Source organism: Kitasatospora sp. NPDC056184 (genome assembly GCF_042268405.1).
Taxonomy (GTDB): domain Bacteria; phylum Actinomycetota; class Actinomycetes; order Streptomycetales; family Streptomycetaceae; genus Kitasatospora.
In genome coordinates, this window is record NZ_JBHJUI010000008.1 from 109,452 (window position 1) to 135,623 (window position 26,172).

At 75.0% G+C, this 26,172-nt stretch carries 21 protein-coding genes, 1 tRNA gene and 1 riboswitch; of the genes, 14 read left to right on the plus strand and 8 right to left on the minus strand.

The window, feature by feature from the left end; all coding sequences use genetic code 11:
• Positions 1 to 327 precede the first annotated feature (327 nt).
• On the minus strand, positions 328 to 972 hold the full coding sequence (locus ACFC0B_RS17990) for a response regulator (protein WP_376086780.1): 645 nt from the start codon (positions 970 to 972) through the stop codon (positions 328 to 330).
• Between the two features lie 16 nt (positions 973 to 988).
• Positions 989 to 2,239, minus strand: a complete 1,251-nt coding sequence (locus ACFC0B_RS17995; RefSeq protein ID WP_376086781.1) for a sensor histidine kinase — start codon at positions 2,237 to 2,239, stop codon at positions 989 to 991.
• Between the two features lie 225 nt (positions 2,240 to 2,464).
• On the opposite strand from ACFC0B_RS17995, the gene ACFC0B_RS18000 reads away from it, so the two are divergent.
• The 9 genes from ACFC0B_RS18000 to ACFC0B_RS18040 all read left to right on the plus strand — a co-directional run bounded on the left by ACFC0B_RS18000 (position 2,465) and on the right by ACFC0B_RS18040 (position 12,168).
• On the plus strand, positions 2,465 to 3,028 hold the full coding sequence (locus tag ACFC0B_RS18000) for a heme-binding protein (protein ID WP_376086782.1): 564 nt from the start codon (positions 2,465 to 2,467) through the stop codon (positions 3,026 to 3,028).
• 222 nt (positions 3,029 to 3,250) lie between these two features.
• Positions 3,251 to 3,664 carry a hypothetical protein gene (locus ACFC0B_RS18005; protein WP_376086783.1) on the plus strand — a complete coding sequence of 138 codons (414 nt, stop codon included), beginning with the start codon at positions 3,251 to 3,253 and terminating at the stop codon, positions 3,662 to 3,664.
• A gap of 113 nt (positions 3,665 to 3,777) precedes the next feature.
• Positions 3,778 to 4,662 (plus strand): NAD(P)-dependent oxidoreductase, encoded by an 885-nt coding sequence (locus tag ACFC0B_RS18010; protein WP_376086784.1) that lies wholly within the window; start codon positions 3,778 to 3,780, stop codon positions 4,660 to 4,662.
• A gap of 243 nt (positions 4,663 to 4,905) precedes the next feature.
• Positions 4,906 to 6,198 (plus strand): LPXTG cell wall anchor domain-containing protein, encoded by a 1,293-nt coding sequence (locus ACFC0B_RS18015; protein WP_376086785.1) that lies wholly within the window; start codon positions 4,906 to 4,908, stop codon positions 6,196 to 6,198.
• A 129-nt stretch (positions 6,199 to 6,327) separates the two neighbouring features.
• On the plus strand, positions 6,328 to 7,584 hold the full coding sequence (locus ACFC0B_RS18020; RefSeq protein ID WP_376086786.1) for a hypothetical protein: 1,257 nt from the start codon (positions 6,328 to 6,330) through the stop codon (positions 7,582 to 7,584).
• Between the two features lie 76 nt (positions 7,585 to 7,660).
• Entirely contained in the window at positions 7,661 to 8,443 is a 783-nt protein-coding gene (locus ACFC0B_RS18025) for a MerR family transcriptional regulator (RefSeq protein ID WP_376086787.1), read from the plus strand.
• Positions 8,444 to 8,645: 202 nt separating this feature from the next.
• Entirely contained in the window at positions 8,646 to 9,917 is a 1,272-nt protein-coding gene (locus ACFC0B_RS18030) for a hypothetical protein (RefSeq protein ID WP_376086788.1), read from the plus strand.
• A 122-nt stretch (positions 9,918 to 10,039) separates the two neighbouring features.
• A complete protein-coding gene (locus ACFC0B_RS18035) occupies positions 10,040 to 10,720 on the plus strand; it encodes an RNA polymerase sigma factor (protein ID WP_376086789.1) in 681 nt (226 codons plus the stop codon).
• Positions 10,717 to 12,168, plus strand: a complete 1,452-nt coding sequence (locus ACFC0B_RS18040) for a hypothetical protein (protein ID WP_376086790.1) — start codon at positions 10,717 to 10,719, stop codon at positions 12,166 to 12,168. Before ACFC0B_RS18035 ends, ACFC0B_RS18040 begins: the two co-directional genes overlap by 4 nt.
• Before the next feature lie 94 nt (positions 12,169 to 12,262).
• Here the strand turns inward: ACFC0B_RS18040 and ACFC0B_RS18045 are convergent, their stop codons facing one another.
• Both ACFC0B_RS18045 and ACFC0B_RS18050 read right to left on the minus strand, forming a co-directional pair.
• Positions 12,263 to 13,762, minus strand: coding sequence for an aminopeptidase P family protein (locus tag ACFC0B_RS18045; RefSeq protein WP_376086791.1), 1,500 nt, complete (start codon positions 13,760 to 13,762; stop codon positions 12,263 to 12,265).
• Positions 13,763 to 13,974: 212 nt separating this feature from the next.
• Entirely contained in the window at positions 13,975 to 15,549 is a 1,575-nt protein-coding gene (locus ACFC0B_RS18050) for a PP2C family protein-serine/threonine phosphatase (protein ID WP_376086792.1), read from the minus strand.
• Between the two features lie 723 nt (positions 15,550 to 16,272).
• Between ACFC0B_RS18050 and ACFC0B_RS18055 the strand changes: the two genes are divergently transcribed.
• Positions 16,273 to 16,926, plus strand: a complete 654-nt coding sequence (locus ACFC0B_RS18055) for a bifunctional DNA primase/polymerase (RefSeq protein WP_376086793.1) — start codon at positions 16,273 to 16,275, stop codon at positions 16,924 to 16,926.
• Positions 16,927 to 17,175: 249 nt separating this feature from the next.
• Here ACFC0B_RS18055 and ACFC0B_RS18060 read toward each other — a convergent pair whose 3' ends face one another.
• From ACFC0B_RS18060 to ACFC0B_RS18075, 4 genes are all read right to left on the minus strand, one after another.
• Entirely contained in the window at positions 17,176 to 18,162 is a 987-nt protein-coding gene (locus ACFC0B_RS18060; RefSeq protein ID WP_376086794.1) for a DUF5926 family protein, read from the minus strand.
• Positions 18,163 to 18,372: 210 nt separating this feature from the next.
• Complete coding sequence (locus tag ACFC0B_RS18065; RefSeq protein WP_376086795.1) at positions 18,373 to 18,807, minus strand: ATP-binding protein; 435 nt, start codon at positions 18,805 to 18,807, stop codon at positions 18,373 to 18,375.
• Positions 18,808 to 19,280: 473 nt separating this feature from the next.
• On the minus strand, positions 19,281 to 20,138 hold the full coding sequence (locus ACFC0B_RS18070) for a glycerophosphodiester phosphodiesterase (protein ID WP_376086796.1): 858 nt from the start codon (positions 20,136 to 20,138) through the stop codon (positions 19,281 to 19,283).
• Between the two features lie 95 nt (positions 20,139 to 20,233).
• A complete protein-coding gene (locus ACFC0B_RS18075; RefSeq protein ID WP_376086797.1) occupies positions 20,234 to 21,700 on the minus strand; it encodes a purine-cytosine permease family protein in 1,467 nt (488 codons plus the stop codon).
• Positions 21,694 to 21,841: riboswitch (TPP riboswitch) on the minus strand. Its footprint overlaps the gene before it by 7 nt.
• Positions 21,842 to 22,023: 182 nt before the next feature.
• Between ACFC0B_RS18075 and ACFC0B_RS18080 the strand changes: the two genes are divergently transcribed.
• The 4 genes from ACFC0B_RS18080 (at position 22,024) to ACFC0B_RS18095 (ending at position 26,158) form a co-directional block, all read left to right on the plus strand.
• Positions 22,024 to 23,748, plus strand: coding sequence for a S1C family serine protease (locus ACFC0B_RS18080; protein WP_376086798.1), 1,725 nt, complete (start codon positions 22,024 to 22,026; stop codon positions 23,746 to 23,748).
• Between the two features lie 67 nt (positions 23,749 to 23,815).
• A tRNA-Ser gene (locus ACFC0B_RS18085) sits at positions 23,816 to 23,903 on the plus strand.
• Positions 23,904 to 24,135: 232 nt separating this feature from the next.
• A complete protein-coding gene (locus ACFC0B_RS18090; RefSeq protein ID WP_376086799.1) occupies positions 24,136 to 25,245 on the plus strand; it encodes a peptidoglycan-binding protein in 1,110 nt (369 codons plus the stop codon).
• An 82-nt stretch (positions 25,246 to 25,327) separates the two neighbouring features.
• Entirely contained in the window at positions 25,328 to 26,158 is an 831-nt protein-coding gene (locus ACFC0B_RS18095; RefSeq protein ID WP_376086800.1) for a MerR family transcriptional regulator, read from the plus strand.
• Positions 26,159 to 26,172: the final 14 nt, after the last annotated feature.

Consider the following 26,172-nt stretch of genomic DNA (forward strand, 5'->3'; position numbering starts at 1 on the left):
GGCTTCGCGCCGCTCCCCCCGATCGCCCCGGACTCCCGCCGTCCCCCCTGGCACAGCTCTCCGGCGAGAGCGTTCCGCACAGGCCCGGCAAGCCCCCTTGAGGTGGGGCGTCGTTGATCGTTACGGTAACAAACCGCATGGTTGGTTTGTCAATGCCCAAATCCACGGAACATCCACAATCGGGGATGGGTGTCCGGATGGCAAGGGGTGCCGGGGAAGGCGTGGGAAAGGGCTGATGAGGGCCGGTCGTTCGAATGCCGCCGGTGAGTGCCGGGGCGGGGTGGGGACGTTCGTTCGGAATCCGACATTCCGAACGGAGTGTCGGTATCAGCGGAGCAGCCGGCGCTCCTTGGCGACGGCCACCGCGCCGGCCCGGGTGTCGACGCCCAACTTGTCGTAGATCCGGCCCAGGTGGGTCTTGACGGTCGCCTCGCTGATGAACAGCGCGCGGGCGATCTCCCGGTTGCCGAGCCCCTGGGCGAGCTGGGCGAGGATGTCCGTCTCGCGCTCGGTGAGCTGCGGCGCCGGGGCCCGCATCTGCGCCATGACCCGGGAGGCGACCGGCGGCGAGAGCACCGTCCGCCCCCGCGCGGCCGAGTGCACCGCGGCGAACAGCTCCTCCGGCCGCTCGGCCTTCAGCAGGTACCCGGTCGCGCCCGCGCCGATCGCCCGGGTGATGTCGGCGTCCGTGTCGTAGGTGGTCAGGACCAGGACGTGCGGGGCGTCCGGGGCCGCGGTGATCCGGCGGGTGGCCTCCACGCCGTCGATGCCGTCGCCGAGCTGGAGGTCCATCAGCACCACCTGCGGGGCCAGCCGGGCCGCCAGCTCGACCGCCTCCTCGCCGCTGCTCGCCTCGCCGACCACCTCGATGTCGCCGGCGCTGGCCAGCAGGGCCAGCAGGCCGGCCCGGACCACGGCGTGGTCGTCGCAGACCAGCAGCCGGACCGGGGACGGGGCGGGGGTGGCGTTCATCGGACTGCTCCAGGGCCTAGAGGCGGTCGGGGGTGAGCGGGACGGCCGCGGAGACCACGGTGCCCTCGCCGGGGGCGCTCTCCACGGTCAGGGTGCCACCGAGCTGGCGCAGCCGGGCGCGCATGGCCGGCAGGCCGTGGCCGCGGCCGGAGGAGGACGACGCGGGGGGAGGGGAGGCGGCGGGGGTGAAGCCGCGGCCGTCGTCGGCGATGTCCAGGACGGCCTGGTCGCCGAGGAAGGAGAGGGTCAGCGCGGCGGCCGAGGCCCCGGCGTGCTCGCGGACGTTGGCCAGCGCCCCCTGGGCGATCCGCAGCAGCGCCGACTGCGCGGCCGCCGGCAGCGGCACCGGCGCGCCGTCCAGGTGGAAGCGGACCGGCAGCCCGCTCTCGGCGGACTCCCGCTCGGCGAGCGAGCGCAGCGCCTGGTCCAGGGAGCGGCCGTCGGCGAGCTCGGCGGGCGCGAGGTCGTGGACGAAGCGGCGGGCCTCGGCGAGGTTGCGGGCGGCCACCTCGGCGGCGGTGCGGACGTGGCCGCGGGCGGTCGCCGGGTCGCCCTCCCAGGTGCGGTCGGCGGCCTGGAGCAGCATCTGCTGGCTGGACAGGCCCTGGGCGAGGGTGTCGTGGATCTCCATCGCCAGCCGTTGCCGCTCGGCCAGCGTCCCCTCCCGCCGTTCGGTGGCGGCGAGTTCGCGCCGGGTGCGGACCAGGTCGGCGATCAGCGCGCGCTGCCGCTCGGCCTGCCGCTCCATGTACAGGAAGACGCCGGTGGCCAGCGCGGCGACGGCGGGCGGCAGCAGGAGGAGGTTGGCGTCCAGCGGGCCCGGCAGCCGGACCTCCCCGACGACCACCAGCAGGGTGAGCGCCGCGACGAGCGGGACCGCCGCCCGGGTGGGCAGCGTCCGCAGGGCCGTGTAGACCAGCGGGACGGCGCACCAGGAGAAGCTCGGCGCGATCACCACCAGGACCACCCAGAGCACGGTCACCACGGCCAGCGGCCAGCGGCGGCGGCGCTGCCCGGGGGCGGGCGGGCGGCGGTGGGCGAGCCAGGAGCCGACCGGCTGGACGGTGGCCAGGACGGCGCTCAGGCCGATCACCCAGGGGATGCGCGGGTTGTCCGGGTGGTGGTCGAGGAAGCGGCTGAGCGAGGTGGCGAGCAGGAGGAGGAAGGCGGAGTCGAGCAGCACGGCCAGCCGGCCGGCGTCCGGGTCGGAGGAGGCGGGGAGGACGGGCGGCGCGGGCGGGGCGGGCAGGGGGCCGGGGTGGTGCACGGGGCCGCTCCTCGCTCTGTCCGTTCCGTTCGCTCCGGCCGCCCGGGCCGCGGCGATCCCTCGATCCTGACCCGTCCGGTCCGGGGCCGCATCAGCCGATCGGCTGACGGGTCCGTCCTCCATCATGCCCGGGCGCGGTGTCCGGACCGCCGATGTGGCGCAGGGGGTCCGGAACGGAGGATCGGATCCGTCCCCACCACCGCCCATCCGACGAGGAGCCGGACCATGAAGAAGACCTCCGTTCGCGCCAAGGTGCTGACCGGCACCGTCGCCGCCGCCGCGCTGGCCGCCGCCACCGTCGGCGCCGTCTCCGCCAGCGCCGACGCCACCGACACCCCGGCGGTCAGCGCCGCCGCGGTCAAGGCCGACGCCCAGAACAAGAACCTCTCGCAGACCACCGGCCTGACCATCGAGGCCGCCACCAGGGCCGCCCAGGCCACCCTGGACGCGGCCGCCAAGGCCGGCCAGCGCGTCTCGGTGGCGGTCGTCGACCGCGACGGCGTCACCCGGGTGCTGCTCAAGGGCGACGGTGCCGGCCCGCAGTCGCCGGAGTCGGCGGTCCGGAAGGCGTTCACGGCGGTCTCCTGGAACGCGCCCACCTCGGAGCTGGCCAAGCGCCTCGCCCAGGCCCCGCAGCTCAAGGACATCCCGAACACGCTGTTCCTGGCCGGCGGCGCCCCGGTGCAGTCCAAGGGCGCGCCGGTGGCGGGCATCGGTGTCGCGGGCGCGCCGAGCGGCGACCTGGACGAGCAGTTCGCGCAGGCGGGCGTCGAGGCGCTCACCAAGTAGCCCGGCCGAGGACCGGCCGAGCACCGGCCGAGGACCGCCGGCCCGCGCCGAGGGCGTGCGGCCGGCCCGTGCGCCGGGGCGGATCCCCCGACCACCCCGGCGCACTCCACCACCCCGGCGGGCTCCCCGTACGGGTGAAGGTGGTGCGGGTCACCGCAGAACACGGGGCCGACGGCCGAAAAGCCGCTGCCGCTGTCGGTGCCGCGTGGCAGGCTTCCCGCTATGACGGCGTGGACCCTCAACGACATCGAACGTGCGATCCGCTCCTCCTGGGGTGTCGACACCTGCGCGCCCGAGGACCAGGCCCACTGGCGTCCCGACAATCCCGCCCACGGCCAGTGCCGGGCGACCGCCCTGGTGGTGCACGACCTGCTCGGCGGCGAGCTGATGATGGGCGAGGTGTACACCGGCGGGGTCCGGACGGACCTGCACTGGTGGAACCGCTCCGCGGCCGGCGCCGAGGTGGACATGACCCGTTCGCGCTTCGGCCCGGACGAGCGGGTCGGCCCCGGCCGGCCGGTCGCCCGCCCGCTGCGCCCGGGGCGGCTCCAGGCCCAGTACCAGCTGCTGCGCCACCGGGCCCTCGCGCACCTCCGGGCCGGCTCGGCGGACGGGCGGCACGCCGCGGCGGCCTGACCGGGACGGCGGCCCGCTCGGACGACGGCCCGGCCGCCCGGCGGGCTGACGTACAGTCGGTTGATCGTGGTCGGACGGCCGGTCCGGCCGCCGGGCGGCAGCGGGAGTGTGCGATGAGCGGGATGACGGTCGGCTTCGTCGGACTGGGCGGGATGGGCCGGGGCATGGCCGGCAACCTGGTGAAGGCCGGGCACACCGTCCGGGTCTGGAACCGCTCGCCCGAGCCGGTGGCCGCCATGGTCGCCCGGGGCGCCGTGGCCGCCGACGGCCTGGCCGACGTCTTCGCGGCCGACGTGGTCGTCTCGATGCTCGCCAACGACGCCGCCGTGGAGCGGCTGCTGCTCGACCCGGCCCTGCTGGAGGCCGCCACGGCCGGCGTGCACGTCAACATGGCGACCGTCTCGGTCGCCCTGGCCGAGCGCGCCGAGGCCCTGCACGCCGAGTACGGCGTCGGGTACGTCGCGGCGCCGGTGCTCGGCCGCCCGCCGGTGGCCGAGGCCGGGGAGCTCAACATCCTGGCCGCCGGGAGCGCGGAGTCGCTGGCCGCGGTCGAGCCGCTGTTCGCCGCGATGGGCCGGCGGGTCTGGCACTTCGGCGAGCGCCCGGGCCAGGCCAACACCGCCAAGATCAGCACCAACTTCCTGCTGGCCTGCGCGATCGAGTCGATGGCCGAGGCGTGCAGCCTGGCCGAGGCGAACGGCGTCCGTCCGACCGATCTGATCGAGATGCTCAGCGGCACGCTCTTCCCGGGGCCGATCTACTCCGGCTACGGATCGATGGTGGCCGAACGCCGTTACGAGCCCGCCGGGTTCAAGCTTCCGCTCGGGCTCAAGGACGTCGACCTCGCGCTCTCCGCCGGCGCGGCGGCGCGGGTGCCGCTGCCGTTCGGCAGTGTGCTGCGGGACGCGTTCCTGGACGCGCTGGCGCACGGGGACGGCGAGAAGGACTGGGCGGCGGTCGCGGCCGTCGCGCGGCGGCGGGCCGGGCTGCCGGAGTAGCCGGGCGGGCGGCCGCGGCGGAGCGGTGGCGCAGGAGCAAAAGCCCTTCCTCGGGGCAGAGTTGGGCCAATCGGACAGAAATCGGGCCGCGCCCCGTGAAAACCGGCACCCGACTCACGCCACGGCCGGAGACTTCGGTAGTCTCCGTCGGACTTTCAGCTTCGCGGGGGGATCGCGGCTCGGACAGCCGCCCGGTCCCTCCGCGCCCCCGGGCCGCGCCCGGACACTCTCGTGAGGTCTCCCTTGTCCATCTCCATACCTCGCAGTCTCGCCCTGGCCGGCGCCGCCGCGCTCGCCGCCTCGATGGCCCTGACCGGCGCCCAGGGCGCGGTGGCCGCCGCCACCACCGGATCCACCTCCGCCGCCGCCACGCCGCAGGCCGACAAGGCCAAGGCCCGCGCGCTCGACCTGTCCCTGGACGGGGTGCCGCGGACCTTCGTCGCCGGCGGCGAGACCAAGCTGTTCAACTTCACCGTCGACAACAACACCAAGCACGACTTCGTGTACTACCCGCTGCTCAAGTTCAAGAACCCCAAGGGGACGCTGCGCGGGGAGCACCTCAAGGTCGAGTACCAGCTGCCCGAGTCGCTGGACAAGTCCAAGACCTGGCTGCCGGCCAAGCCCGCGCCGGGCGGCGGCGAGAGCGACGACGACGGCGTGCTGTTCCTGCTCGCCAAGCTCATCGACAACTCGATCCCGGACTACAAGAACTCGCTGCTCGCCGTGAACAAGGGCAACAGCGTCACCGTCACGGTCCGCGTCTCGGTGACCAAGGACGCGCCGCTCGGCACGGCCGGGGTGGTCCCGGTGGCGTTCGCGTCCAAGGTCGAGGGGAACAAGGCCGGTTCGGGCGAGTTCGTCGGTGACGGCGAGTGCGGCGACCGCTTCAAGATCGTGGCCGGGGGCGGCGGGAAGCCGAGCCCGACCGCGAAGCCGACCACCACCAAGCCGACCAGCCCGAGCGCCAGCCCGACGAAGTCGCCGACCGGCAGCCCGTCGGCCACCACCTCGCCGTCGGCGACCACCTCGCCGTCCGCCACCGCGACGCCGACCGCCACGTCGAGCGCCACGGCCACGCCGAGCACGAGCACCAGCCCGTCGGCCACCACGCTGCCGACGGAAGGCGGCACGCCGTCCGCCACCGCGACGCCGACCGCCACGTCGAGCGCGACGCCGTCGGGAAGCGCGTCGCCGAGCGCCTCGCCGAGTGCGTCGACGACGTCCGGCGCGAGCGCCTCGCCGAGCGCCTCCGGCACCACCGCCCCGGCGACCCCGGCCCCCGGGGACAACGGGGGCGACGACGAGACCGGTGCCCGCCAGCCGATCGACTTCCCGGTGAAGGTCCCGGCCATCGCGCCGCTGCCGATCACCCCGGAGGCCGTCGTCCAGGCCCGGTCCAACGCGGACAAGGCGCTGGCCACCACCGGTGGCGGTGACGACACCACGGCCATCGCGCTCGCCGGCGGCGCCGTCCTCGCGGCCGGTGTCGGCACCCTGGTGGTGCTCCGCCGCCGCCGCGCCGCGCAGCACGGCTGACCCGCCGACCGCGCAGCACGACGCCCACCGCCCGTGTCCCCGGCCACCGGGGGCACGGGCGGTGCCGTCCGGGCACCCGTCCTAGGATGACCCTCCGAGGGGGGCCGACACGGGCAGGCGAGGTACGGGGTGCGGGGACGGGGCGCGGGGCGCTCGGCAGGGCCGGGACGGTCGGGGCGCGCGGCGCGGGCCGGTACGGACTACCAGGCCTCCACCGGCCGGATCGTCGGTCTGCCGGTCCGCAGACACCACGTGGTGCTGCTCGGCTGGACCGTCCTGTGGTTCCTGCTGGTCGAGCCGAGCGGCGGCTTCTCCTGGCACTACCTGCGCCAGGGCGAGGAACTGCTCTTCAGTGACCGGCCGGACGGCGGCCTCGCGCTCTACGCCCACCACCCCGAGCTGCAGATCGGCCCGGTCAGCCTGGCGGTGGCGCGGCTCTTCGCCCCGTTCCCGCCGCACACCGGCGAGCTGCTGGCCGAGGCGGTGATGTCCGGACTGGGCCTGGCGATGCTGGTCCTGGTCGGCCGCACGGCCGCCCTCCACTACCTGGGCACCGGCACCAACCACCGCCGGCTCCAGCAGCGGCTGCTGATCGCCGGCCTGGCGTTCATCCCGATGTGGGTCGAGGTGTCCGTGCGCTTCGCGCACCTGGACGACGTGCTGGCGCTGTTCTTCACCACCCTCGCCGCGTACGAGCTCAGCCGCGGCCGGGCCGCCCCGGTCGGTGTGTACCTCGCGCTGGCGGTGGACTCCAAGCCGTGGGCGCTCGCCTTCGCGCCGCTGATCCTCGCGCTGCCTCGGGCCAGGTGGCCGCGGACGGTGCTCTGGTTCGCCGGACTGGTGGCCCTCGCCTGGCTGCCGTTCTACCTGGGCGACCTGGACACCATGGCGGCCGCGAAGTTCACCATCCCCAACCAGCCCGCCTCGGCGCTGCGCTGGTTCGGGGTGACCGATTCGGCGACGCCGTGGTGGGACCGCCCGGCGCAGTTCGCCCTGGGCCTGTCGCTGGGCGTCCTGGCGGTCTGGCGCGGCCGCTGGCCGGCCGTCGTCCTGCTGGGGGCGGACGCCCGGATCCTGCTCGACCCGAGCGTCTACACGTACTACTCCGCGTCGATCCTGCTGGGCACGCTGCTCTGGGACACCGTCGGGCAGCGGCGGCTGGTGCCGTGGTGGAGCTGGATCGCGCTGGCCGCCCTCTACGGCGGCACGCTGTTGCTCCCCTCCGACCCGGCGCGCGGCTTCGTCCGGCTCGCCTTCGTGGTGGTCTCGGCGGGGTACGTCCTGCTCTGGCCCGCCCAGCGGCGGCGCGGGCGCGGCGGCTCCCGGCGGGCCGCCGGTGAGGACGGCGCGCGGCGGCGCGCCGAACGCGAGGCGGCCGCGGTCTGACCCGCACCGGCAACCGGCTTGACCCTCACGCAACGGGAGGAGGGAGGGTCGTGGTCAGCACGGAGGGAGAACCCGGATGAACCCCGGAGACGGGTACCCGGTCGGCGCGGTGGCGAGGATCGCCAAGGTGACCGTCCGCACCCTGCACCACTACGACGAGATCGGCCTGCTGTCCCCCCGGGGCCGCACGCCGGCCGGCTACCGCCGGTACGACGAGGCCGACCTCGGCCGGCTGCAGCGGATCCTGTTCTACCGCGAACTCGGGTTCCCCCTTGAGGAGATCGCGGCCGTCCTGGACGACGACTCGGTGAGCCCGAGCGAGCACCTGCGGCGCCAGCACCGGCTGCTGACCGACCGCATCGCGCATCTCCAGGCACTGGCCGCGGCCGTCGAACACGCCATGGAGGCAGAGAAGATGGGAATCCAGCTGACCCCGGAGGAGAAGTTCGAGCTCTTCGGCGAGAACTACCGGGAGGAGTGGGAGAGCGAGGCCGAGCAGCGCTGGGGCGACACCGCGGCCTGGGCGGAGTCCCAGCGCCGCACCGGCGGCTACGACAAGGCGGACTGGGAGCGGATCAAGACCGAGACGGACGCGCTCAACGCTCGCCTGGTGGAGGCCTTCACGGCGGGCGAGCCCGCCGACGGCGGCCCGGCCACGGAGCTCGCCGAGGCGCACCGGCAGCACATCTGCCAGAACTTCTACGACTGCACCTTCGAGATCCACCGCGGTATCGCCGGGATGTACCTCGCCGACCCGCGCTTCACGCAGGTCTACGAGGACCTCGCCCCGGGCCTCGCGCAGTGGCTGCACGACGCCATGCTCGCCAACGCGGACCGGCGCACCGGCGATCGGGCGTAGCGGCGGGCGGTCGGGCGCGGCGGTGGGACGGGCGTCGTGGCCGGAGCAGTACCGGCACGTTCCGCCGAGGACGTGTCGGTGGGATACCAATGAATGGATTGGTTCCGGCCACTACGAAATTTTCTTCGAACACCCCGCAACCCCTCGGGGACTTGGGCGTCTGACAGGGTGAGGCCCGATCCGGCACGGCTCCACCGAGCCGGTGCCGGACCTCGCCGCACAGGCCGAGTCCGACTACCACGGGGAACACACCATGCGCCCGTCTACTGTTCGGCGTCTCGTCAGGACCGTTCCGCTGGCGGCCGTCGTCGCCGGTGCGGCCGGTTACGCGCTGGTCCCCGTCGAGGCCGACGAGGAGGTCCGCCCGGTCCGGGCGGCGGGGCCGGCGGGACCGGGCGCGGCCTCCATGCGGTCGGCCCTGGCCGCACCGGGCTTCGCACCGGGCTCCTCGTCGGGCTCCTCGTCGGGCTCCTCGTCGGCTCTCCTCCGGGTGTCCGACCCCGCCCCCGACCCCTACCGCGAGGACGAGCCGTTCCGGCCCGCCCCCGCGTCCGGCGGGGCCCCGGTCTGGCCGGGGGAGATGCCCAACACGGTCGCCGAGCGGGTCGACGTCTCGGTCCGCTCGCTCACCGGCCTCTGGCGGACCCCGGCCGACGGCAGCTACCTCGACTTCGAGGTGACCTGGACCAACCCCACCGAGCGGCACTACGACGAGGTCGTCCCGGTGGTGCGGGTGCTCCCGTACGACTTCCCGGCCGCCGTCGCCCGCCCCGGCACGACGGCCAAGGGGATGCTGGACCGCAAGGACCTCGACGAGTGGCGCGAGGTCGCGCTGAACCAGCCGGGCGTGGGCAGCGGCCCCCAGCAGGGCACGTTCTCGCTCGACCCCGGGGAGAGCCGGACGGTCCGCTACCGGCTGACCCTGGCCGCCGGAGGCATGTCGGGCCGGCTGCCGATCGCGGCCGAGGGCTGGATCGGCGGCGGTGCCGGGGCGGTCCGCGCCGGCGGCGCGGTGACCGGGGTGGACGTGACGGTGGCCCAGCCGGTCGGGTTGTCGCTGGGCAGGCCCACCGAAGGGACCATGGGCCGGGTCCCGTCCGAGCTGCGGGTGGAACTGGCCAACGTCGACGGCTTCGCCAGCCACACCGTCACCCCCGACCTGGCGGCGACCGACCCGGTCGGCGGGAAGGCCGCCCACGGCCTGGTGCCGCAGGACCTGACCGCCGAGGTGCTGGTGGACGGCGAGTGGCGCCGTCTGCAGGGCACCCTCGACGCGGAGGGCCTGGTCCGGCTGGACACCTCCGGGCTCTCCCAGGTGCTCGGCCCGGGGGAGACCACGGTCTACCGGTTCCGGGTCAACCTCCCGCAGGGGTGGCGGGCCGGGACCGGTCTCGAACTGGTGGTCGGCCAGCACGTCGACGGCCAGGCCCAGCCCCCGCGGAGGGCCCGCGTGCCGCTGCTCGCCGACCGCTGACGACCGGTCGGCAGCCGCGACGATCCGGCCGGGCCCGGCGGGCCCGGCCGTCCGATGACGAGGTCCCGACGCACCGGTGCGCAACCGGTACGCCGTCGGGGGGAAAGCGAAGGCGGATGTCCATGGCCACCGGGCCGACCGCGGGGGCCGCCCAGCCGTGGGGCGCGCCCCTCCGCGGGCTGGTGACGCTGCTGTTCGGCGCCCAGGAGGCGCAGGGCGCGGGCGAGGTGTTCGACCTGCCCGTCGCCGCGCAGTCGGCGACCCGGCGCCGGGCCGGGTTCCGCCTGCTGCCCGGAGGCGGCCGCGCGCGGGAGGCCGGCCCCACGCTGACCGACCTCTACCTCACCCACCGGCTCAGCCTGGTCCGCCTCGCGGTGCTGCTGGTCGATCACCAGGATCAGGCGGAGGACGTCGTGCAGGAGGCCTTCGCCAAGCTCTACCAGCGGTACGGCGAGCAGCTGGACGACCTCGACGACGCGCTGGCCTATCTGCGCACCGCCGTGGTCAACGGCTCCCGGTCGGTGCTGCGCCGCCGCCGCACGGCCCGCGAGTACGTGCCGCCGCACGAGGCGGACGCGCCGTCGCCGGAGGACCACGTCGTCCTCCACGACGAGCACCGCCGGGTCCTGCTGGCCATGCAGGAACTGACCGCCCGCCAGCGCGAGGTGCTGGTGCTGCGCTACTGGTCCGACCTGTCCGAGTCGGAGATCGCGGAGATCCTCGCGGTGTCCCGGGGAACCGTGAAGTCCACCGCCAGTCGGGCCCTGGCCGCCCTGGAGAAGAAGCTGGAGGACGCCCGATGAGCGACGAGTGGCGCCCCGGGGCCGACGGGGAGCGCAGCAGTGGCCGCGGCCCGGGCCCCGTCGGCGAGTCGCCCGTGGAGCGCCTGCTCCGCGAAGCCATGGCGGCCCGCGCCGCCCGGATCACCACCCAGGACCTGCGCCCGGCCGATCCGCCCACGGGCCCCCGTTCGCACCGCCGGCCCGCCTACCTGGTGGGCCTGCCGCTGATGGGGCTGGCCGCGGCGACGGTCATCGGTCTGCTCACCGTCCCCGCCGACACCCTCGCCGACCGGGACGGCGACGCGCCGGCGGCGACGATGAGCGGCAGCCCCGATCCGACCCGGGGGCCGGACCCGGCCTCCCCGAGCGCGCAGCCCACCGACGCGCTCGGCCGCCCGGCCGGGGTACCGGCCGCGGGGTCGTCCCGGGGCTCGGCGACCGCCTCCGGTCCGGCCGTCGCCGACGGCGCGGGGGAGGGGGGCCCGGGGGAGGGCGGAACCCGGCCGGGTGGCGGGGCGACCGCTCCGCCCGGCGGGGCGACGGCCGGCGCGCCGCCCGCGGCGGGGTCGTCCGCGGCCGCCGGCCAGGCGGTGGTCCGCCCGTCCCAGGACATCGAGCCGAGCTTCGAGGGGCTGGCGGGGGCGGAGGCGATCGTCGGCGGCAAGGCGGTGGCCTTCTCGGTGACCTGGCGGAACACCACCGGTCGGCCGTACGAGACGGTGGCCCCGGTCGTGGCGGTCAGCTCGCTCGCCGACCAGGTGGGCCCGGGCACGTCGGTGCAGGGCCAACTGCAGCGCGAGGACGCGGACGGCACCTGGACGACCGTGCCGCTGACCGAGGCCTCGGGCACCTACCTGGCCTCGGGCGACGAGGCGGCGTTCGCGCTGGCCCCGGGGGCCGCCCGGACGGTCCGCTACCGGCTGCTCCCCGCGATCAACAGCGCGGAGGGGACGCTGCTGATCGAGGGCCTCGCGCTGCTGCCGTCCCTGCCGCAGCGGACCGTCGCGGGGTCGACGACGACGGCCCTGCGGCTGTCCAGGGCCCCCGCCGACGCGCAGAAGGCACCGGAGATCGGGACCGTGATCAGCACGACGGAGGCCGGCACGTTCACGATGACCGTCCGCAATCCGGGGGCGGCGCCGCTGGCCTCGGTGATCCCGACGATCATGCTGAGCAGGTCGGCGTCCTCGGCCGCCATCGTGGTCCGGGCCCGGTACGGCTCGGGCGCCGAGGGACTGCGCACGCTGCCGGTCGCACCGGACGCCACCGGCCGGCTGGTGGTCGACACCACGTTGCTGGAACGGCTGCTGCGGCCGTTCGACTCGACGTCCTTCACGTTCTCGTTGAGCGTCCCGGACGACTGGCGGCCCGACATCGGCAGCTTCGCGGTGTTCGTGGGGGCCAAGGGGGACGGCCGGAACGCCGCACCGGACGTCATCTACCCGGGATACCACCTGGAAGGCCGGTGACCGCCCCGGCCGCCCCCGGAAAGCACGCCGGCGGCCCGGCCCCCACTGCTCGGGGGCCGGGCCGCCGGCGGCTCGGGCACGGCGGCCCGGTGGCTCAGGCGAGCGAGGCCATCCACGCCTCGACGTCCTCGGCCCGGCGCGGCAGGCCGGCCGAGAGGTTCTCGTTGCCGTCGGCGGTGACCAGGATGTCGTCCTCGATCCGGACACCGATGCCGCGGTACTCCTCGGGGACGGTCAGGTCGTCCTGCTGGAAGTACAGGCCGGGCTCGACGGTGAGCACCATGCCCGGCACCAGCAGCGCGTCGACGTGCTCCTCGGTGCGCGAGTGGGCGCAGTCGTGGACGTCCAGGCCGAGCATGTGGCCGGTGCCGTGCAGGGTCCAGCGGCGCTGCAGGCCCAGCTCCAGGACCTTCTCGACGTCGTACACCGAGGCGTCCAGCAGGCCCCAGGCGAGCAGCCGCTCGGCGAGCACCCGCTGCGAGGCGTCGTGGAAGTCGCGGAACCGGGCGCCGGGCTTCACGGCCGCGATGCCGGCCTCCTGCGCGTCGTGGACCGCGTCGTAGATCTTCCGCTGGAGCTCGTCGAAGCGGCCGTTGATCGGCAGGGTGCGGGTGACGTCGGCGGTGTAGAGGGTGCTGGTCTCCACGCCGGCGTCCAGCAGCAGCAGCTCGCCGGGGCGGACCTCGCCGTCGTTGCGCACCCAGTGCAGGGTGGTGGCGTGCGGGCCGGCGGCGCAGATCGAGCCGTAGCCGACGTCGTTGCCCTCGACCCGGGCCCGGCGCCAGAAGGTGCCCTCGATCCAGCGCTCGGAGGTGGCGACGGCCTGGCCGAGCTCGCGCACGCAGTCGGTGAAGCCCTTGACGGTGGCGGCGCAGGCGGCGCGCAGCTCGCCGATCTCCCACGCGTCCTTGACCAGCCGCAGGCCGCTCAGGAACTCCTTGAGCTCGGCGTCCTTCCCGGCGTCCAGCACCGCGGCGAGCGCGGTCTCCAGGCCGGCGTCGTAGCCGCGCACGATCCGGGTCGGCACGCCGTCCCCGGCGCGCTCGGCCAGCTCGTCGGCGGCCTTGCGGATGTCGCGCACCGGCAGGCCGAGCAGCTGCTCCTGCTCGGTGAGGCTGTGCCGGCGGCCGACCCACAGCTCGCCGTAGCCGTCGAGCCAGAACTCGCCGTTCTCGCGGTCGGAGCGGGGCAGCAGGTAGAGGCCGAAGGTGTGGCCGGTGGCGCCGGCGGGCTCGGCGACCAGGACGGCGTCCTCGGTCTGGTCACCGGTGAGGTGCACGTACTCGCTGGCGGCGCGGAAGGCGTAGTCGCAGTCGTTGGAGCGGACCTTGAGGGTGCCGGCCGGGACGACCAGGCGCTCGCCGGGGAAGGCGGCGGACAGCTTGGCGCGGCGCTCGGCGGCGTACGGGGCCTGCGGGACCGGGGCCAGGCCGTGCAGCTCGGTGTCGGCCCAGCCGGACTTCATCGATGCGGCCAGTTCGTCGGAGACCGCGGAGTAGAGGCCGTTCTTGCGGCCCTTGAACTGCTGCGGCTCCTCGTCGCCGCCGACGGCCTCGGGGTTCTCGGCCACCGCGGGGGTGCGGTCCTCGGTCACGTACGTCGCCTCCTTGCGCGTGGTGCCGCCCGGGGCGCGTCGGATCGCGACACAGGTGGGCGGCCGTGCGTCCATGGTACGGACGCCCGGCCGCTCACCCGTTCGGGCCTTCGCCCGGCCTGTTCGCACCCGTGCGGGCCGGGCGGTCGCGTCCTTCGTGTCCGCTCGACCGCGCGCTCCCGACCGCGCTGCCGACCGTGCTGCCGACCGGCCTACTCGAAGCGCGCGGCGAGCAGCACCAGGTCGTCGGTGGCCGGGCCGCCCACGGCGCCGGCCGCGTCGTGCTCCGCCGCGGCCGCCACCAGGTGGGCGGCGAGCCGGTCCGGGTCGATCCGCACGTCGCGCGGGGCGTCGGCGGCGGCCCGGCGCAGGTTGGCCTGCCCGACGTGCAGGGTCGGGCCGAAGCGGCGGGCCAGCCCCTCGGTGTAGAGGACCAGGGTGTCGCCGCGCTCGGCGGTGAACTCGACCCCGGGCGCCTCCCAGCAGGAGAGCACGCCGAGCGGCGCGGAGAGCGAGGTCTCCACGAACTCGGCGCCGTACCGGGTGACCAGCACCGGCGGGCAGTGGCCGGCCCCGGCCAGGGTGATCCGCCGGCCCTCCGGCTCCACCCAGGCGTAGACGGCGGTGGCGGTGCGGGCCGGCTCGGTGGTCTTGAGCAGCAGTTCGAGGTCGCCGAGGACGGACACCGGGTCCTCGCCCTCCAGCACCGCGTACGCCCGCAGCGCGGCCCGCACCCGGCCCATCGCGGCGGCCGCGCCGGGGGCGGAGCCCGGTCCGGCGCCCGGCCCGTCGCCGGAGACCGAGCCGACGGTGAGGCCGACCGTGCCGTCCGGCAGCGGGATGGCGTCGTACCAGTCGCTGCCGCAGGAGCGGTCCAGGCCGGCCGGGACGAGCCGGGCGGCCAGCCGCAGGCCGGCGGGCTGGGGGAGGCGGTCGGGCAGCAGGCCGCGGCGCAGCGCCTCGGTGGTGCGCCGGACCTTCTCCGCGTCGAGCTGCTTGGCCAGCAGCGGGGCGGCCACCGCGCAGTACCGGCGGGCCAGCTCGCGCCGGCGCTCGGTCGGCTCGGCGGGCTCGTCGTAGAACCAGAGCACGGCGGCCAGCGGGCCGTCCTCCTCGGTGGCGAGCGGCAGGCCGTAGCAGCCGCCGAGGCCGAGGTGGCCGGCCAGCTCGCGCAGCCGGGCGCCGATCGCGGGGTCGCGGGCGAGGTCGTGCGACTGCAGCTCGGCGGGCCGGTCGTGCGCGCGCAGCAGCCGGGCGAGCAGGCTCTGGTCGGTCGGGACGGTCTCCAGCGAGCCGAGGCTGGCGCGGTCCAGGCCGAGGCCGACCGGCTGGCTGGGGCCGCCGCCGGGCAGCAGGGTGACCAGCAGGGCGCGACTGGCGCCGAGCAGCGCGGCGCCGGAGGCGAGCACGGCGTCCAGGGTGGCGGCCAGGCCGCGGACGCGGGCGAGCCGCTCGGTGTGCTCGTACAGGCTGGTGAAATCGGACAGGCGTCCGGCCAAACGGTCCTGCACTCCGGTGGCGGACGCGGCGGGGTTCACTCCCTCGGGTGCGCCGGGGGCGCCCGCGGCGCGGCCCGCGCCCTCGCCGCCGCCCGGCAGCTCTCCGGGCGCTCGGCCGTCCGGATCGCCGCCCGCCTGGCCGTTCGCCTGGCCGTCCGCCTGGCCCGCGGGTCGGCCCGCGGGCGCGGCCGGATCGCGGAAGCCCGGCGGGTCGAGCACGGAGAGCCCGCTGGTACCGCCGGGCTCGGCCGGCTCGGAGGACGTCGACGGTGGGTGGGACTCGGTCATGCCGCCACTCCTGACGCGGTGGTGCGTGTCACGCGGATCATGCGGAACCCCCAGGTACGGCCGTTGGAGCGAGCACGGCCAAAAGGGCGTGTTTCGCCTCGATTCGCTACTACTCGTCATTGATCGACAGCAATGCCACCACTTCTACACAGGCCATTCGGGGCATGTCCAGAGCCATGACAAGGCTGGTGGCCGGTTCCGCGTCGTCGCGGGTCCGGTCGGGGGGCGCGTTCCGTTCCGCGCGCGCCGGTCGGTTGCGCCGCGGTCCGGCGGGACGCGGCACCCCCGCCGGTCGGGCATGGAGCAGCCGGTGAACGGGCAGAACCGGGGGGACGGCTCCGGCGGCCGTCCGGATCGTATGCCCCTGGCGCCGGCCGGCCGGGTCGGCCGGAAGCGACTCACTCGTACGGTGGAACCAACCGCGGCCGGGCGGCGTCCATCCGGTCGCATACGGGATTCTCGTTCCAAGGGCTGTTCTATTCCGCAGTCCTTTCACATCGTGCTCCACCGCGTGCTCCGGGCCCGCGCCGTTGTCCGCACCGCCGTCCGTACCCGCCGTCCGCCCCGCCAGCCGTCCGGCCCCGGTCCTTCCCGACCCGGATCCCGGCCGCTTCCCTCCCTCCGGTTCGCGGGCCGGTCCGGCCTCCCCGGACGCGCGGCGGCGGCCGGTCCGGCGACCGCGGGGCGGAGCCACCGAGCGGTCACGGAAAGGAACGGGTGCCAATGCGCGACAACCCACTGCGCGACGACCCGAAGCGCCGGTCGGCCCGGGCGGACCGGCTGGCCGGGGCCCTGACGGCAGCCGCCGGGCACCGCTGGCCCGTCGTCCCCGGCGCCGTCCTGCTCGCCGGCGGACACTGCTCCTGCGGCGACCCGGACTGCCCCGTGCCGGGCGCCCATCCGCACGACCCGCCGCTGCTCGCGGCCACCACCGACGCCCGGATGGTGCGCTGGTGGTGGGAGCGGCGCTGCCCGGACGCCCCGGTGCTGCTCGCGACCGGCCGGACGGTCTGCGCGGTCAGCCTCCCGGCGGCGGCCGGCGCCCGCGCGCTCGCCTACCTGGCCGCGCTGCGGCTGCGGCTCGGCCCGGTGCTGGCGATGCCCGACCGGTACGCGATGCTGGTCGCCCCCTACTCGCTCGACGCGCTCGGCGAGATGCTCGTCCAACTCCCCTGGGTGCCGGGGTCGTTGCGCTACCACGGGGTGGGCGGCTTCCTGCCGCTGCCGCCCGGCGGCGGGGACGGCGACCGGGTGCGCTGGGTGCTGCCGCCGCGGCAGGACGCCGACGGCGGCGTCTGGCTGCCGCAGGTCGAGCCGCTGCTGGGCGAGTTGGTGGCGGCGGCGGTCCAGCTGGACAGCGGCCGCTCGGCGTACTGACGATCCGTCGTCGACGTACTGATCGGGCACGGCCGACCGGCCCCCGCGTGGGGCGTTCGGAAAACAAAAGATCCGGCCGCTGGCGACGGGGGATGCACCAGCGACCGGACTCTTTAGACAGTAACAAGGATCCGCGCCCGCGCCAATTTCCAAGACGCCCTCGTAGCCCGGAAATTGCGGGTTGCGGGCGCCAATGTGACGCGTATCACGTGGATCGGCCGGGCGTGGCCCCGGTGTTCCGTCCCGCCTTTAGTTCAGGGTGACCTGACGGTTCACCAGGTTCGCGCGGGCCCGCCGCTCGTCGGCGGTCAGCGGGGCCGGGTCGGCGAGCGTCGCGGCGAGCCGCTCGGCGAACTCCGCGGCCGGCTTCTCGCAGTCGGCCGCGGTCATCCCGAGCGGCAGGTCCCAGACCGGCACGGTCAGGCCGTGCGCCCGGAACGAGCCGACCAGGCGGGTGTCCGGGCCGATCGCGGACTGCTCGGCGGCGGTCAGCCGGGCCAGCGCGTCCAGCAGCTGCTCCTCCGGCACCGTCATCACCCAGCGCAGGTGGTTCTTGTCCGGGGTGCCGCACCAGTAGGCGGCGTCGACGCCGGTGAGCTTCTCGGTGGGGATCGCCGAGGCGTTGGCGCGCTCCAGCGAGGCGGCCACCTCGCCGGTCGCGGTCCCGGCGTCCTCCAGCCAGAACTCGAAGCCGGTGTGCACGGCCGGCTCGAAGGCGGCGGAGGCGTCCAGCAGGTCCTGCAGGCGGCGGCCGCCCGGCACGGTCCGGCGGGCCGGCACCGGGGTGCCCGGCTCGGTGGCGAGCGCCAGCTCCAGGGCGTCCGCGAGGTCGCGGCTCAGGTCGCCGGAGGACGACTGGGTCTGCAGGCCCAGCAGGATCGAGCCGTCCTGGCGGCGCAGCGCGGGCCAGGCCAGCGGCAGCACGGTGGCCAGGGTGACCGAGGGCACCTCGCCGGTGGCCGTCGCGGCCACCTCGGGGGCCAGCGTCAGCGGCACGGTGGCGGCGGGCACCAGCTCGCGCAGCGCCACCCAGTCGGCCTCGCCCTGCAGGCCCTCGAACGGGCGGTGCACCAGCTCCTGGACGGCGTGCGAGGCCTCCCGGCCGTGACAGGCCTTGTAGCGGCGGCCCGAGCCGCAGGGGCAGTTCTCGCGGGCCCCGACCACGGGGATCTCGCCCGTGGCGGCGGGGGTGGACTGGCTGCGCTGCGGCGCCTTCTTGGCGGCCTTCTTGCCCATGGTGCGGCTCTCCCGGGAACGGTGGTGTTGTGCTCCCGGCAGCCTACTGACGTTCCCCGGGCGGGTGGGCGTGCGCCGGGGCGCGGGCGGGCCCGCGGTGCCCGCCGCCCGGGCGCTGCGGGGGCCGTGCCCGCCGTTCGGCCGGCCCGGTGGCCGACCCGGTCGTGGTGCCGACCGTCGTGGTGCCGACCGGTCCTGGCGACCGGCCGTTCAGCCGCCGTGGTGGCCGCTGCCGTGGTGCCCGCCGCCGGTCCGCCGGGCGTGCCGCGCCCGGGCCGGCAGGGCCGCCCAGACGGTCACCTCGCCGGGGGCGTCGCGCACGCCCCAGTCGCTGGCCAGCTGGTCCACGATGCTCAGTCCGCGACCGCCGTGCGAGGTCAGCGAGGGGCTGGACGGCGCCGGCCGGGTCTGCGCCCCGCCGTCGGTGACCTCCAGGGTCAGCACGCCGTCCGCGTGCATCTGCCAGCGGACCAGGACGCCGCCCGGGTCCTCGCCGGCCTCGCCCGGCACGGCGGCCGGTGCGCCCGGCCCGCCGCTCCGTGACGGTCCGCCGACCAGCAGGGGTTCGACGGCTCCGGCGCGGGCGCCCCGGCCGAGTGCGGGCAGGGGCCCGAGCGGACGGGCGTAGCGACAAGCGTTGCTCAAAAGTTCGGAAAGGATCAGAACGGCATCATCAATGACCGGTTCCGGTATCTCGCGGTCTCCCAGATCTCGACGCAGTCGGCGCCGCGCGACCCCGACACTCGCTGGGCCGTGCGGCACCGCCATGGTCGATGAAGTCGGCACTTCACGCGCCACCATCAACGCCACCCCCGGACCTCCTTCAGCGTATGCCGAGGGATGGATGCCCCTTGGCAATACGTCGGAAACGACCGTGCGGCGATCCCGCGCGGACATTTGACGGCCGTCCACCGTCGGTGCGCGAGAGGTGATTCGATGCTCACCCTGTGTCGTGAAACTGTATGAATTGCGGCAGAAATCGTTGTCGAAAGGTTTGAGTCCCTACCAAGACGGTCAACGGCCGATGGTGATTGAACGGTTCACCACAGCGGTACCACGCATCACGGGACGACCACCCGCCCCGGGCCGGTACCGGTCGCCGGGGTCGGCCGCCGGGGTCAGCGGCCGAGCTGGGCCAGGACCTCCGCCGGACGGTTGGTGATGATCGCCGACACCCCGAGCTCCAGGCAGAGCTCGACGTCGGCCGGCTCGTCGACGGTCCACACGTGCACCTGGTGGCCGAGCTCGCGCAGCCTGGTCACCAGCCCCGGCCGGGCCCGCACCAGCTCGATGCCGGGACCGGCGATCCGCGCCCCGCCCGGCAGCGGCGCGCCCGGGCGCAGCCGCCCGCGCAGCACCAGGCCGCGCTCGAACAGGAAGACCCGCTGGTACTGCGGCGCGGTCGCCGCGACCCGGGCGAGCGCGAGGGAGGAGAAGCTCATGATCCGGGCGTTGACGCCGTGGTCCCGGCCGTCCGTACCGCCGCCGTCCGTGCCGCCGCTGGCGCCGCCGCCGATCCCGAACCGGTCCAGCATCCGCAGCAGCTCGGACTCCACCCGGCCGCGGAACCGCACCGGGTGCTTGGTCTCGATCGCGAGGTCCACCGGGCGCCCGCAGTCCACCACCAGCTCCAGCAGGCTCTCCAGCCGCAGCACCCCGCGCAGCTCCGGGTCCTCGCTCGGCCGGCCGGTCTTCCAGGCGCCGAAGTCGTGCGCCTCCAGCTCCGCCAGCGTCATCGCGGACACCGTGCCCCGGCCGTCCGAGACCCGGCCGATCCGCCGGTCGTGCACGCAGACCAGCTGCCCGTCGGCGGTCACCCGCACGTCGCACTCCAGGGCGTCCGCCCCCTCGGTGAGCGCCCGGCGGTAGGCGGCGAGGGTGTGCTCGGGCAGGGCGAACGAGGAACCGCGGTGGGCGATCACCTGGACGGGCGGAGCGGTGCGGGCCGTCGCGGGCGAGACATCAGGGCTGGTCACGCCCTACACGATAGGCCGCGTACATGACGCGGAGGCGACGACCGCCCCAACCTGCGGGGCCGTCTCGCCTCCGGGCCCGCGGCGCCGGGCCGGGGTCAGCGCGCCTCGGCGCCCCGGCCCCGGGTGAGCGGGGTGAGCGCCCAGGTGGCCAGGGCCGGCACCAGGAAGCCGAACAGCGAGGCCGAGGTCCACTCCTGCGGGGTGAAGTGCAGCGCCTCCTGCGCGGAGGTCCAGAGGTCCGTCCACCAGCCGGCCACCGCGGTCGGCGCGATCAGCTGGTAGGCGGCGAAGCCCAGCGCCCACGGCAGCAGCATCAGCCAGCGCGAGGGCGCGTCGGCGGAGAGGTCCCAGCCGCGCCGCCCGGCGCCGAGGAAGTAGTCGACCGCCAGCACCGCGAACATCGGCACGAAGACCGAGCCGATCAGCCCCAGGAAGGCGTAGTAGGAGTCGGTGAACTCGGTGATCTGCAGCGCGAGCACGGTGATCAGCACACCGATGCCGCCGGTCAGCACCCGGCGGTCGACCCTGGGCAGCAGGTTGTGGATCGACATCGCGGTCGAGTACACGTTCGCGAAGGACTGGTCGGTCTCGCGCAGCACCAGCACCAGAAGGAACAGCCAGCCGGCCCAGACGCCCAGGAAGGAGTCGAAGATCCGGGCGGGGTCGCCGTCCGCCTGCAGCAGCGCCATCAGCCCGAGCACGTAGCACCAGACCTGCGCCATCGTGTAGCCGGAGAAGCTGCCCCAGAACGCCGCGCGCGGGGTGCGCGAGTGCCGGGTGTAGTCGGCGGCGAGCGGGACGAAGGAGATGGACACCGCGATCATCGCGTCCGTCGCCCGCAGGAAGCCGTGCCAGTTGCCCGCGCCCGGGTCCGGGACGCCGTGCCGGCCGAGCTGGACGGTGAAGTAGACCATCGCGACCGCCACCGCGACCGCGACGAAGCGGCGCAGCACCGCGATCGCGCCGAGCGGCCAGATGGTCAGTGCGGTGGTCACCGCGCCGGCCAGCACCACGAAGACCCAGCGGTAGCCCTCGGTGCCGACCACCGTCTGCGCGCCGAGCGCGATCGTCAGCAGCTCGTAGACGCCCCAGCCGATGCACTGGACGATGTTGAGCACCGTCGGCACGTAGGACAGCCGGGTGCCGAACAGGCCGCGCAGGTTCGCCATGGCGGGCGCGCCGGTGCGCGCGCCGATCAGCGCGGCCACCCCGAGCATCGCGGTGCCGACCGCGGTGCCGGCCACGATCGCGGTCACGGCGGCGGCCAGCGACAGCTCGCTCCCCTTGGCGCCGAGCACGGTCGCCGCGGTGGTGAACCCGATCAGCGAGACGCCGAGGTTCATCCAGAGCGCGAAGTGGTCGCGGAAGCCCAGGGTGCGGGGCGGTTCGGTGTCCAGCACCAGCGGCGCCTCGGTCCGGGCCGCGGGCTCCAGGACGGCGGTGGCCGCGGGCGCGGTGCTCCCTTCGGGGGAACCGGGGGCGGTGCCCGCGGCGTCCTGCTGCGGGGGGACGTGCGCGGACGCGGGCGCGCCCGAGGACGAGGACGATGAAGCGGACGGCATGGCCGATTTCTCCCTACGCCGGCATTACCCGGACAGGTTCCGGCGGTCTGCGCCCCCTCGACGGCCGTCCACGGGGTCCGTGGCGTACGGTCGACCGGCGCACTCTCAGCCTGGTGGGTCCAAGCTCCCGCGTGTCAGTTCGGAGCGACAGGCTAGTCGCCGTCGGGGGGAACGCCAAGGCGGGCCGGGTCGGACGCGGCGCTGCGGCGGCTGTCGGGCCCGGCTAAGGATTCTTATGAGTTCTTCAGAAGGGTCCTTACGGCAATCGAATCGGGTGTGCGAAAAACTATGGTTGTTGGTCCTGTCAGCTATGGAGGTCGTCCGTGAGCACCGAGCGCGAGGTTGGGTCCACCGGGCCGCAGGGGGAGCAGCTCTCCGTCGGCCAGGGGGTGGTGGGTTCCGCTTCTGACGGTCCGGCGCAGCAGCCTGCGGCCGCCCCCGCCCCCGTAACGACGCCCGCAGCCGACCCGTCCGCCCGGCCGGCCCCGGCCGCCGAGGGGGGCTCCGGCGGGTTCACGCCCACGCTGGCGTTCAGCAAGGTCGGCGCGCCGGAGCCGGCCGCCGCCCCGGCGCCCGCCCCGGCCGTCGAGTCCGGGTACCTCGACGCTCCGCCGCCGGTCCTGCCGCCCGCGGCTCCCGCCGCGCCGCCGGCCGCCCCGTACGGCGGCAACCCGTACGCCACCCCGGCCCCGGGCACGCCGGTTCCCCCGGCACTGGCCGCGCACGACCCGTTCGCCGCCCCGGGCGCCCCGCAGGGCCCGGGTGCGACCGGCCAGCACCACCACCCGTTCGGCGCCGGCCAGCCGCTCGGCGGCTGGGGCGCCCACGACATCACCCCCGGCGCGCCCGGGGCCCCCGGCGGTCCCGGCGGCCCGCTCGGCTACCCGGGCGAGTACCCCGGCGCCCCCGGCCCCGGCGGCCCGCGCAAGAAGCGCGGCGGCCTGATCGCCCTGGTCGCGGCCGTCGCCCTGGTGGCCGGCGTGGCCGGCGGCGCGGTCGGCGTGGCCGTCGCGGACCGCGACGACCGCTCGGTGAGCGCCAGGGCCGACCGCAACTCCACCACGGTCCAGGCCAACAACACCCAGAAGAACGAGCCCGCCCCGGGCTCGGTCGCCGGCATCGCGCAGAAGGCGCTGCCCAGCGTCGTCACCATCAAGGCCCAGGGCAACGGCGAGTCGGGCACCGGCACCGGCTTCGTCTTCGACACCGAGGGCCACATCCTCACCAACAACCACGTGGTCGCGCCCGCCTCCACCAGCGGCGGCAAGCTGACCGTCAAGTTCGCCGACGGCTCCTCCTACGGCGCCTCGGTGCTGGGCCGCGCCGAGGGCTACGACGTCGCCGTCATCAAGCTCGACAGCCCGCCCAAGGACAAGCTGACGCCGCTTCCGCTGGCCGACTCCGACAAGGTCAACGTCGGCGACTCCACCATCGCCATCGGCGCCCCGTACGGCCTGGAGTCCACCGTCACCACCGGCATCATCAGCGCCAAGGACCGCCCGGTGGCCTCCGGCGACGAGACCGGCGCGCAGGCCTCCTACATGAACGCCCTGCAGACCGACGCCTCCATCAACCCCGGCAACTCCGGCGGCCCGCTGCTCGACTCCGGCGGCGGCGTGATCGGCATCAACTCGGCGATCCAGTCCAACGCCTCCAGCAACGGCCGGGCCGGCTCCATCGGCCTCGGCTTCGCGATCCCGATCAACCAGGCCAAGTGGGTCGCCGACACCCTGATCAAGACCGGCAAGCCGGTCTACGCCAAGCTCGACGTGCTGCGCAACGACGACTACAAGGGCGACGGCGCGCAGATCTCGACCCGCGAGATCCAGGGCCAGGCGCCCGTCACCCCCGGCGGCGCCGCCGACCAGGCCGGCCTCAAGCCCGGCGACGTCATCACCAAGCTCGGCGGCAGCCCGATCGAGAACGGCCCCGCCCTGGTCAGCAAGATCTGGACGCACAAGCCCGGCGAGACCGTCGACGTCGAGTACACCCGCAACGGCCAGACCGCCACCACCAAGGTCACCCTCGGCACCCGCGTCGGCGACTGACCCCCCGACCCGCCCCGGAAACCCTGTGCACCGAACCCCGCCGGACCCGTTAGGCTGACCTCCGCCTGGAGAGCTGCCCGAGCGGCCTAAGGGAACAGTCTTGAAAACTGTCGTGCGGTGACCCCGTACCGTGGGTTCGAATCCCACGCTCTCCGCCGGTAGGGGAAGAACCACCTGCTCAAGGCGGGTGCCGAGATCGTCTCGGCACCCGCCTTCGTGCGTTTCCGGGGGTGTTCGGGGGTGTTCGGGGGTGGTGGGGCGGGTGGGGCGGCGTCCGGTTTCACCTGAACGGGGGGTTTGGGGCGGATGCGTCGTCTTGTGGGGGGCCGGGGTCCGTCTTTCAGGGCGTAAGGGGCGAACTGCCCTGGGCCCGGCAAGGAGAGACGGATGGCCTGGTACCCCGGTGCGGAGAAGATGGAGCTCGAACCGGAGTCGGACGAGCAGCCGGCGATCACGCCGACGCAGGTGATCTTCCACAGTGTGGCGGCGCCGTGGACGCCGCGGCGGATGTACGAGTACTGGCGGGACTCCACCAACCTGGAGTCCCACTTCGGGGTCGGGTACGACGGCAGCGTGGGGCAGTTCATCGGCACCGAGACCCGCGCCGACGCCAACATGCGCGCCAACCGCAGGGCCGACGGCACCGGTGCGGTGAGCGTGGAGTCGGCCAGTGACGACCAGAGCACCGACCCGTGGACGGATGCCCAGGTCGCCGCGCTCGTGGCGCTCGGGGTGTGGCTGCACCACCGGCACGGGATCCCGCTGCGGATCTGCTCGGAGTGGGACGAGCCCGGCTTCGGCGTGCACCGGATGTTCCCCGAGTGGTCGAACGGCGGGACGGCCTGCCCGGGGGACGTCCGGGCCCGGCAGTTCCGCGAGGTCGTGCTGCCCGGCATCGTCGCGGTGTCCGGCGGCGCGCCGCTGCCCCCGCCGAGCGGCGGGTCCGGGCCGGCCCGCTACCGGGTGACCATCAACGGGCTGGAGTACGGCTACGGCGCGCACGGGCCGCAGGTCCAGGAGGTGGGCGAGGCGCTCGTCCGGCAGGGCTTCGGCCGGCACTACCAGTCCGGGCCGGACCAGGACTGGCGGGACGCCGACACCCTCAACTACCAGGACTTCCAGCACAGTCTGGGGTACTTGGGCTCGGACGCCGACGGTGTGCCGGGCGAGGGGTCGCTACGCCGGCTGCTGGGCCGGCTGCCCTCCCCGCAGCGGGTCTCGCTCGCCCACGTGGTCGCGGCGGCGCGCACCGACCCGGGGGCCGAGCAGGGCCACCAGACGTACGGCGGCGAGGTGCGGATCGTCGAACAGGCCCTGGCGGACGAGGGATTCCTGGAGCAGCGCTGGGTGGACGGCTCGCTCGGCACGCGCACCGTGCAGGCGTACGCCGCCTTCCAGCGCAGCCTCGGCTACAGCGGCAGCGACGCCAACGGCATCCCCGGGCAGCGCAGCCTCCAGGTGCTGGGTCAGCGGAGGGGGTTCGACGTGACGGACTGAGCGTGCCGCCGGGAGCGGGGGGACGGGCGGCGAAGCCGGTGCTTGACCGTGACACCGTGTGAGGGTCTGCACTGGAGGAACCATGTTGAACATCGGAGACTTCGCCAAGCACGGCCGGGTGTCGGTCCGCATGCTGCGCCACTACGACGCCATCGGACTGCTCCGGCCCGCCCGGGTGGATCCGGTCAGCGGCTACCGCTGCTACGAGGCGGCCCAACTGGCCCGGCTCAACCGGCTCATCGCCCTCAAGGAACTCGGCTTCACGCTGCAACAGGTGCGGGCCGTCCTGGACGAGGAGGTGGACACGGCCGAGCTGCGCGGGATGCTGCGGCTGCGGCGGGCCGAGCTCGCCGCGGCGATGGCCGCGGACGCGGAACGGCTGGCCCGGGTCGAGGCGAGGCTCCGGACGATCGAGAGCGAGGGGACCATGTCCACGCAGGATGTCGTGGTGAAGCGGGTGCCGTCGGTGCGGGTGGCCGAGCTGACGGGCGTCGCGGCGAGCTACGAGCCGCAGGACATCGGGCCGGTGATCGGCCCGCTGTTCGAGGAGCTCTGCGGACGGCTGGCGGCGGCCGGCATCGCGCACACCGGCCCGTCCGTCGCCCGGTACGAGGACACCGGGGACGGCGACGGCTCGGTGCTGATCCGGGTGGCCGTGCCGGTCTCCACCGCGGTCGACCCGGCCGGGGAGCACGGCTTCGCGGTGGTCGACCTGCCGGCCGTCGAGGAGGCGGCGACCGTGGTGCACCGCGGTTCGATGGACGAGTCCCTGGGCTCCGTCCAGGCACTGGCCCGGTTCATCGAGGAGAGCGGCTACCGCTCGACCGGGTACGCCCGTGAGGTGTACCTGGAGTGCCCGGAGGAGGAGGCGGACTGGGTGACGGAGCTGCAGGAGCCGGTGGCGCGGGGGTAGTCGGACGGGTGGCG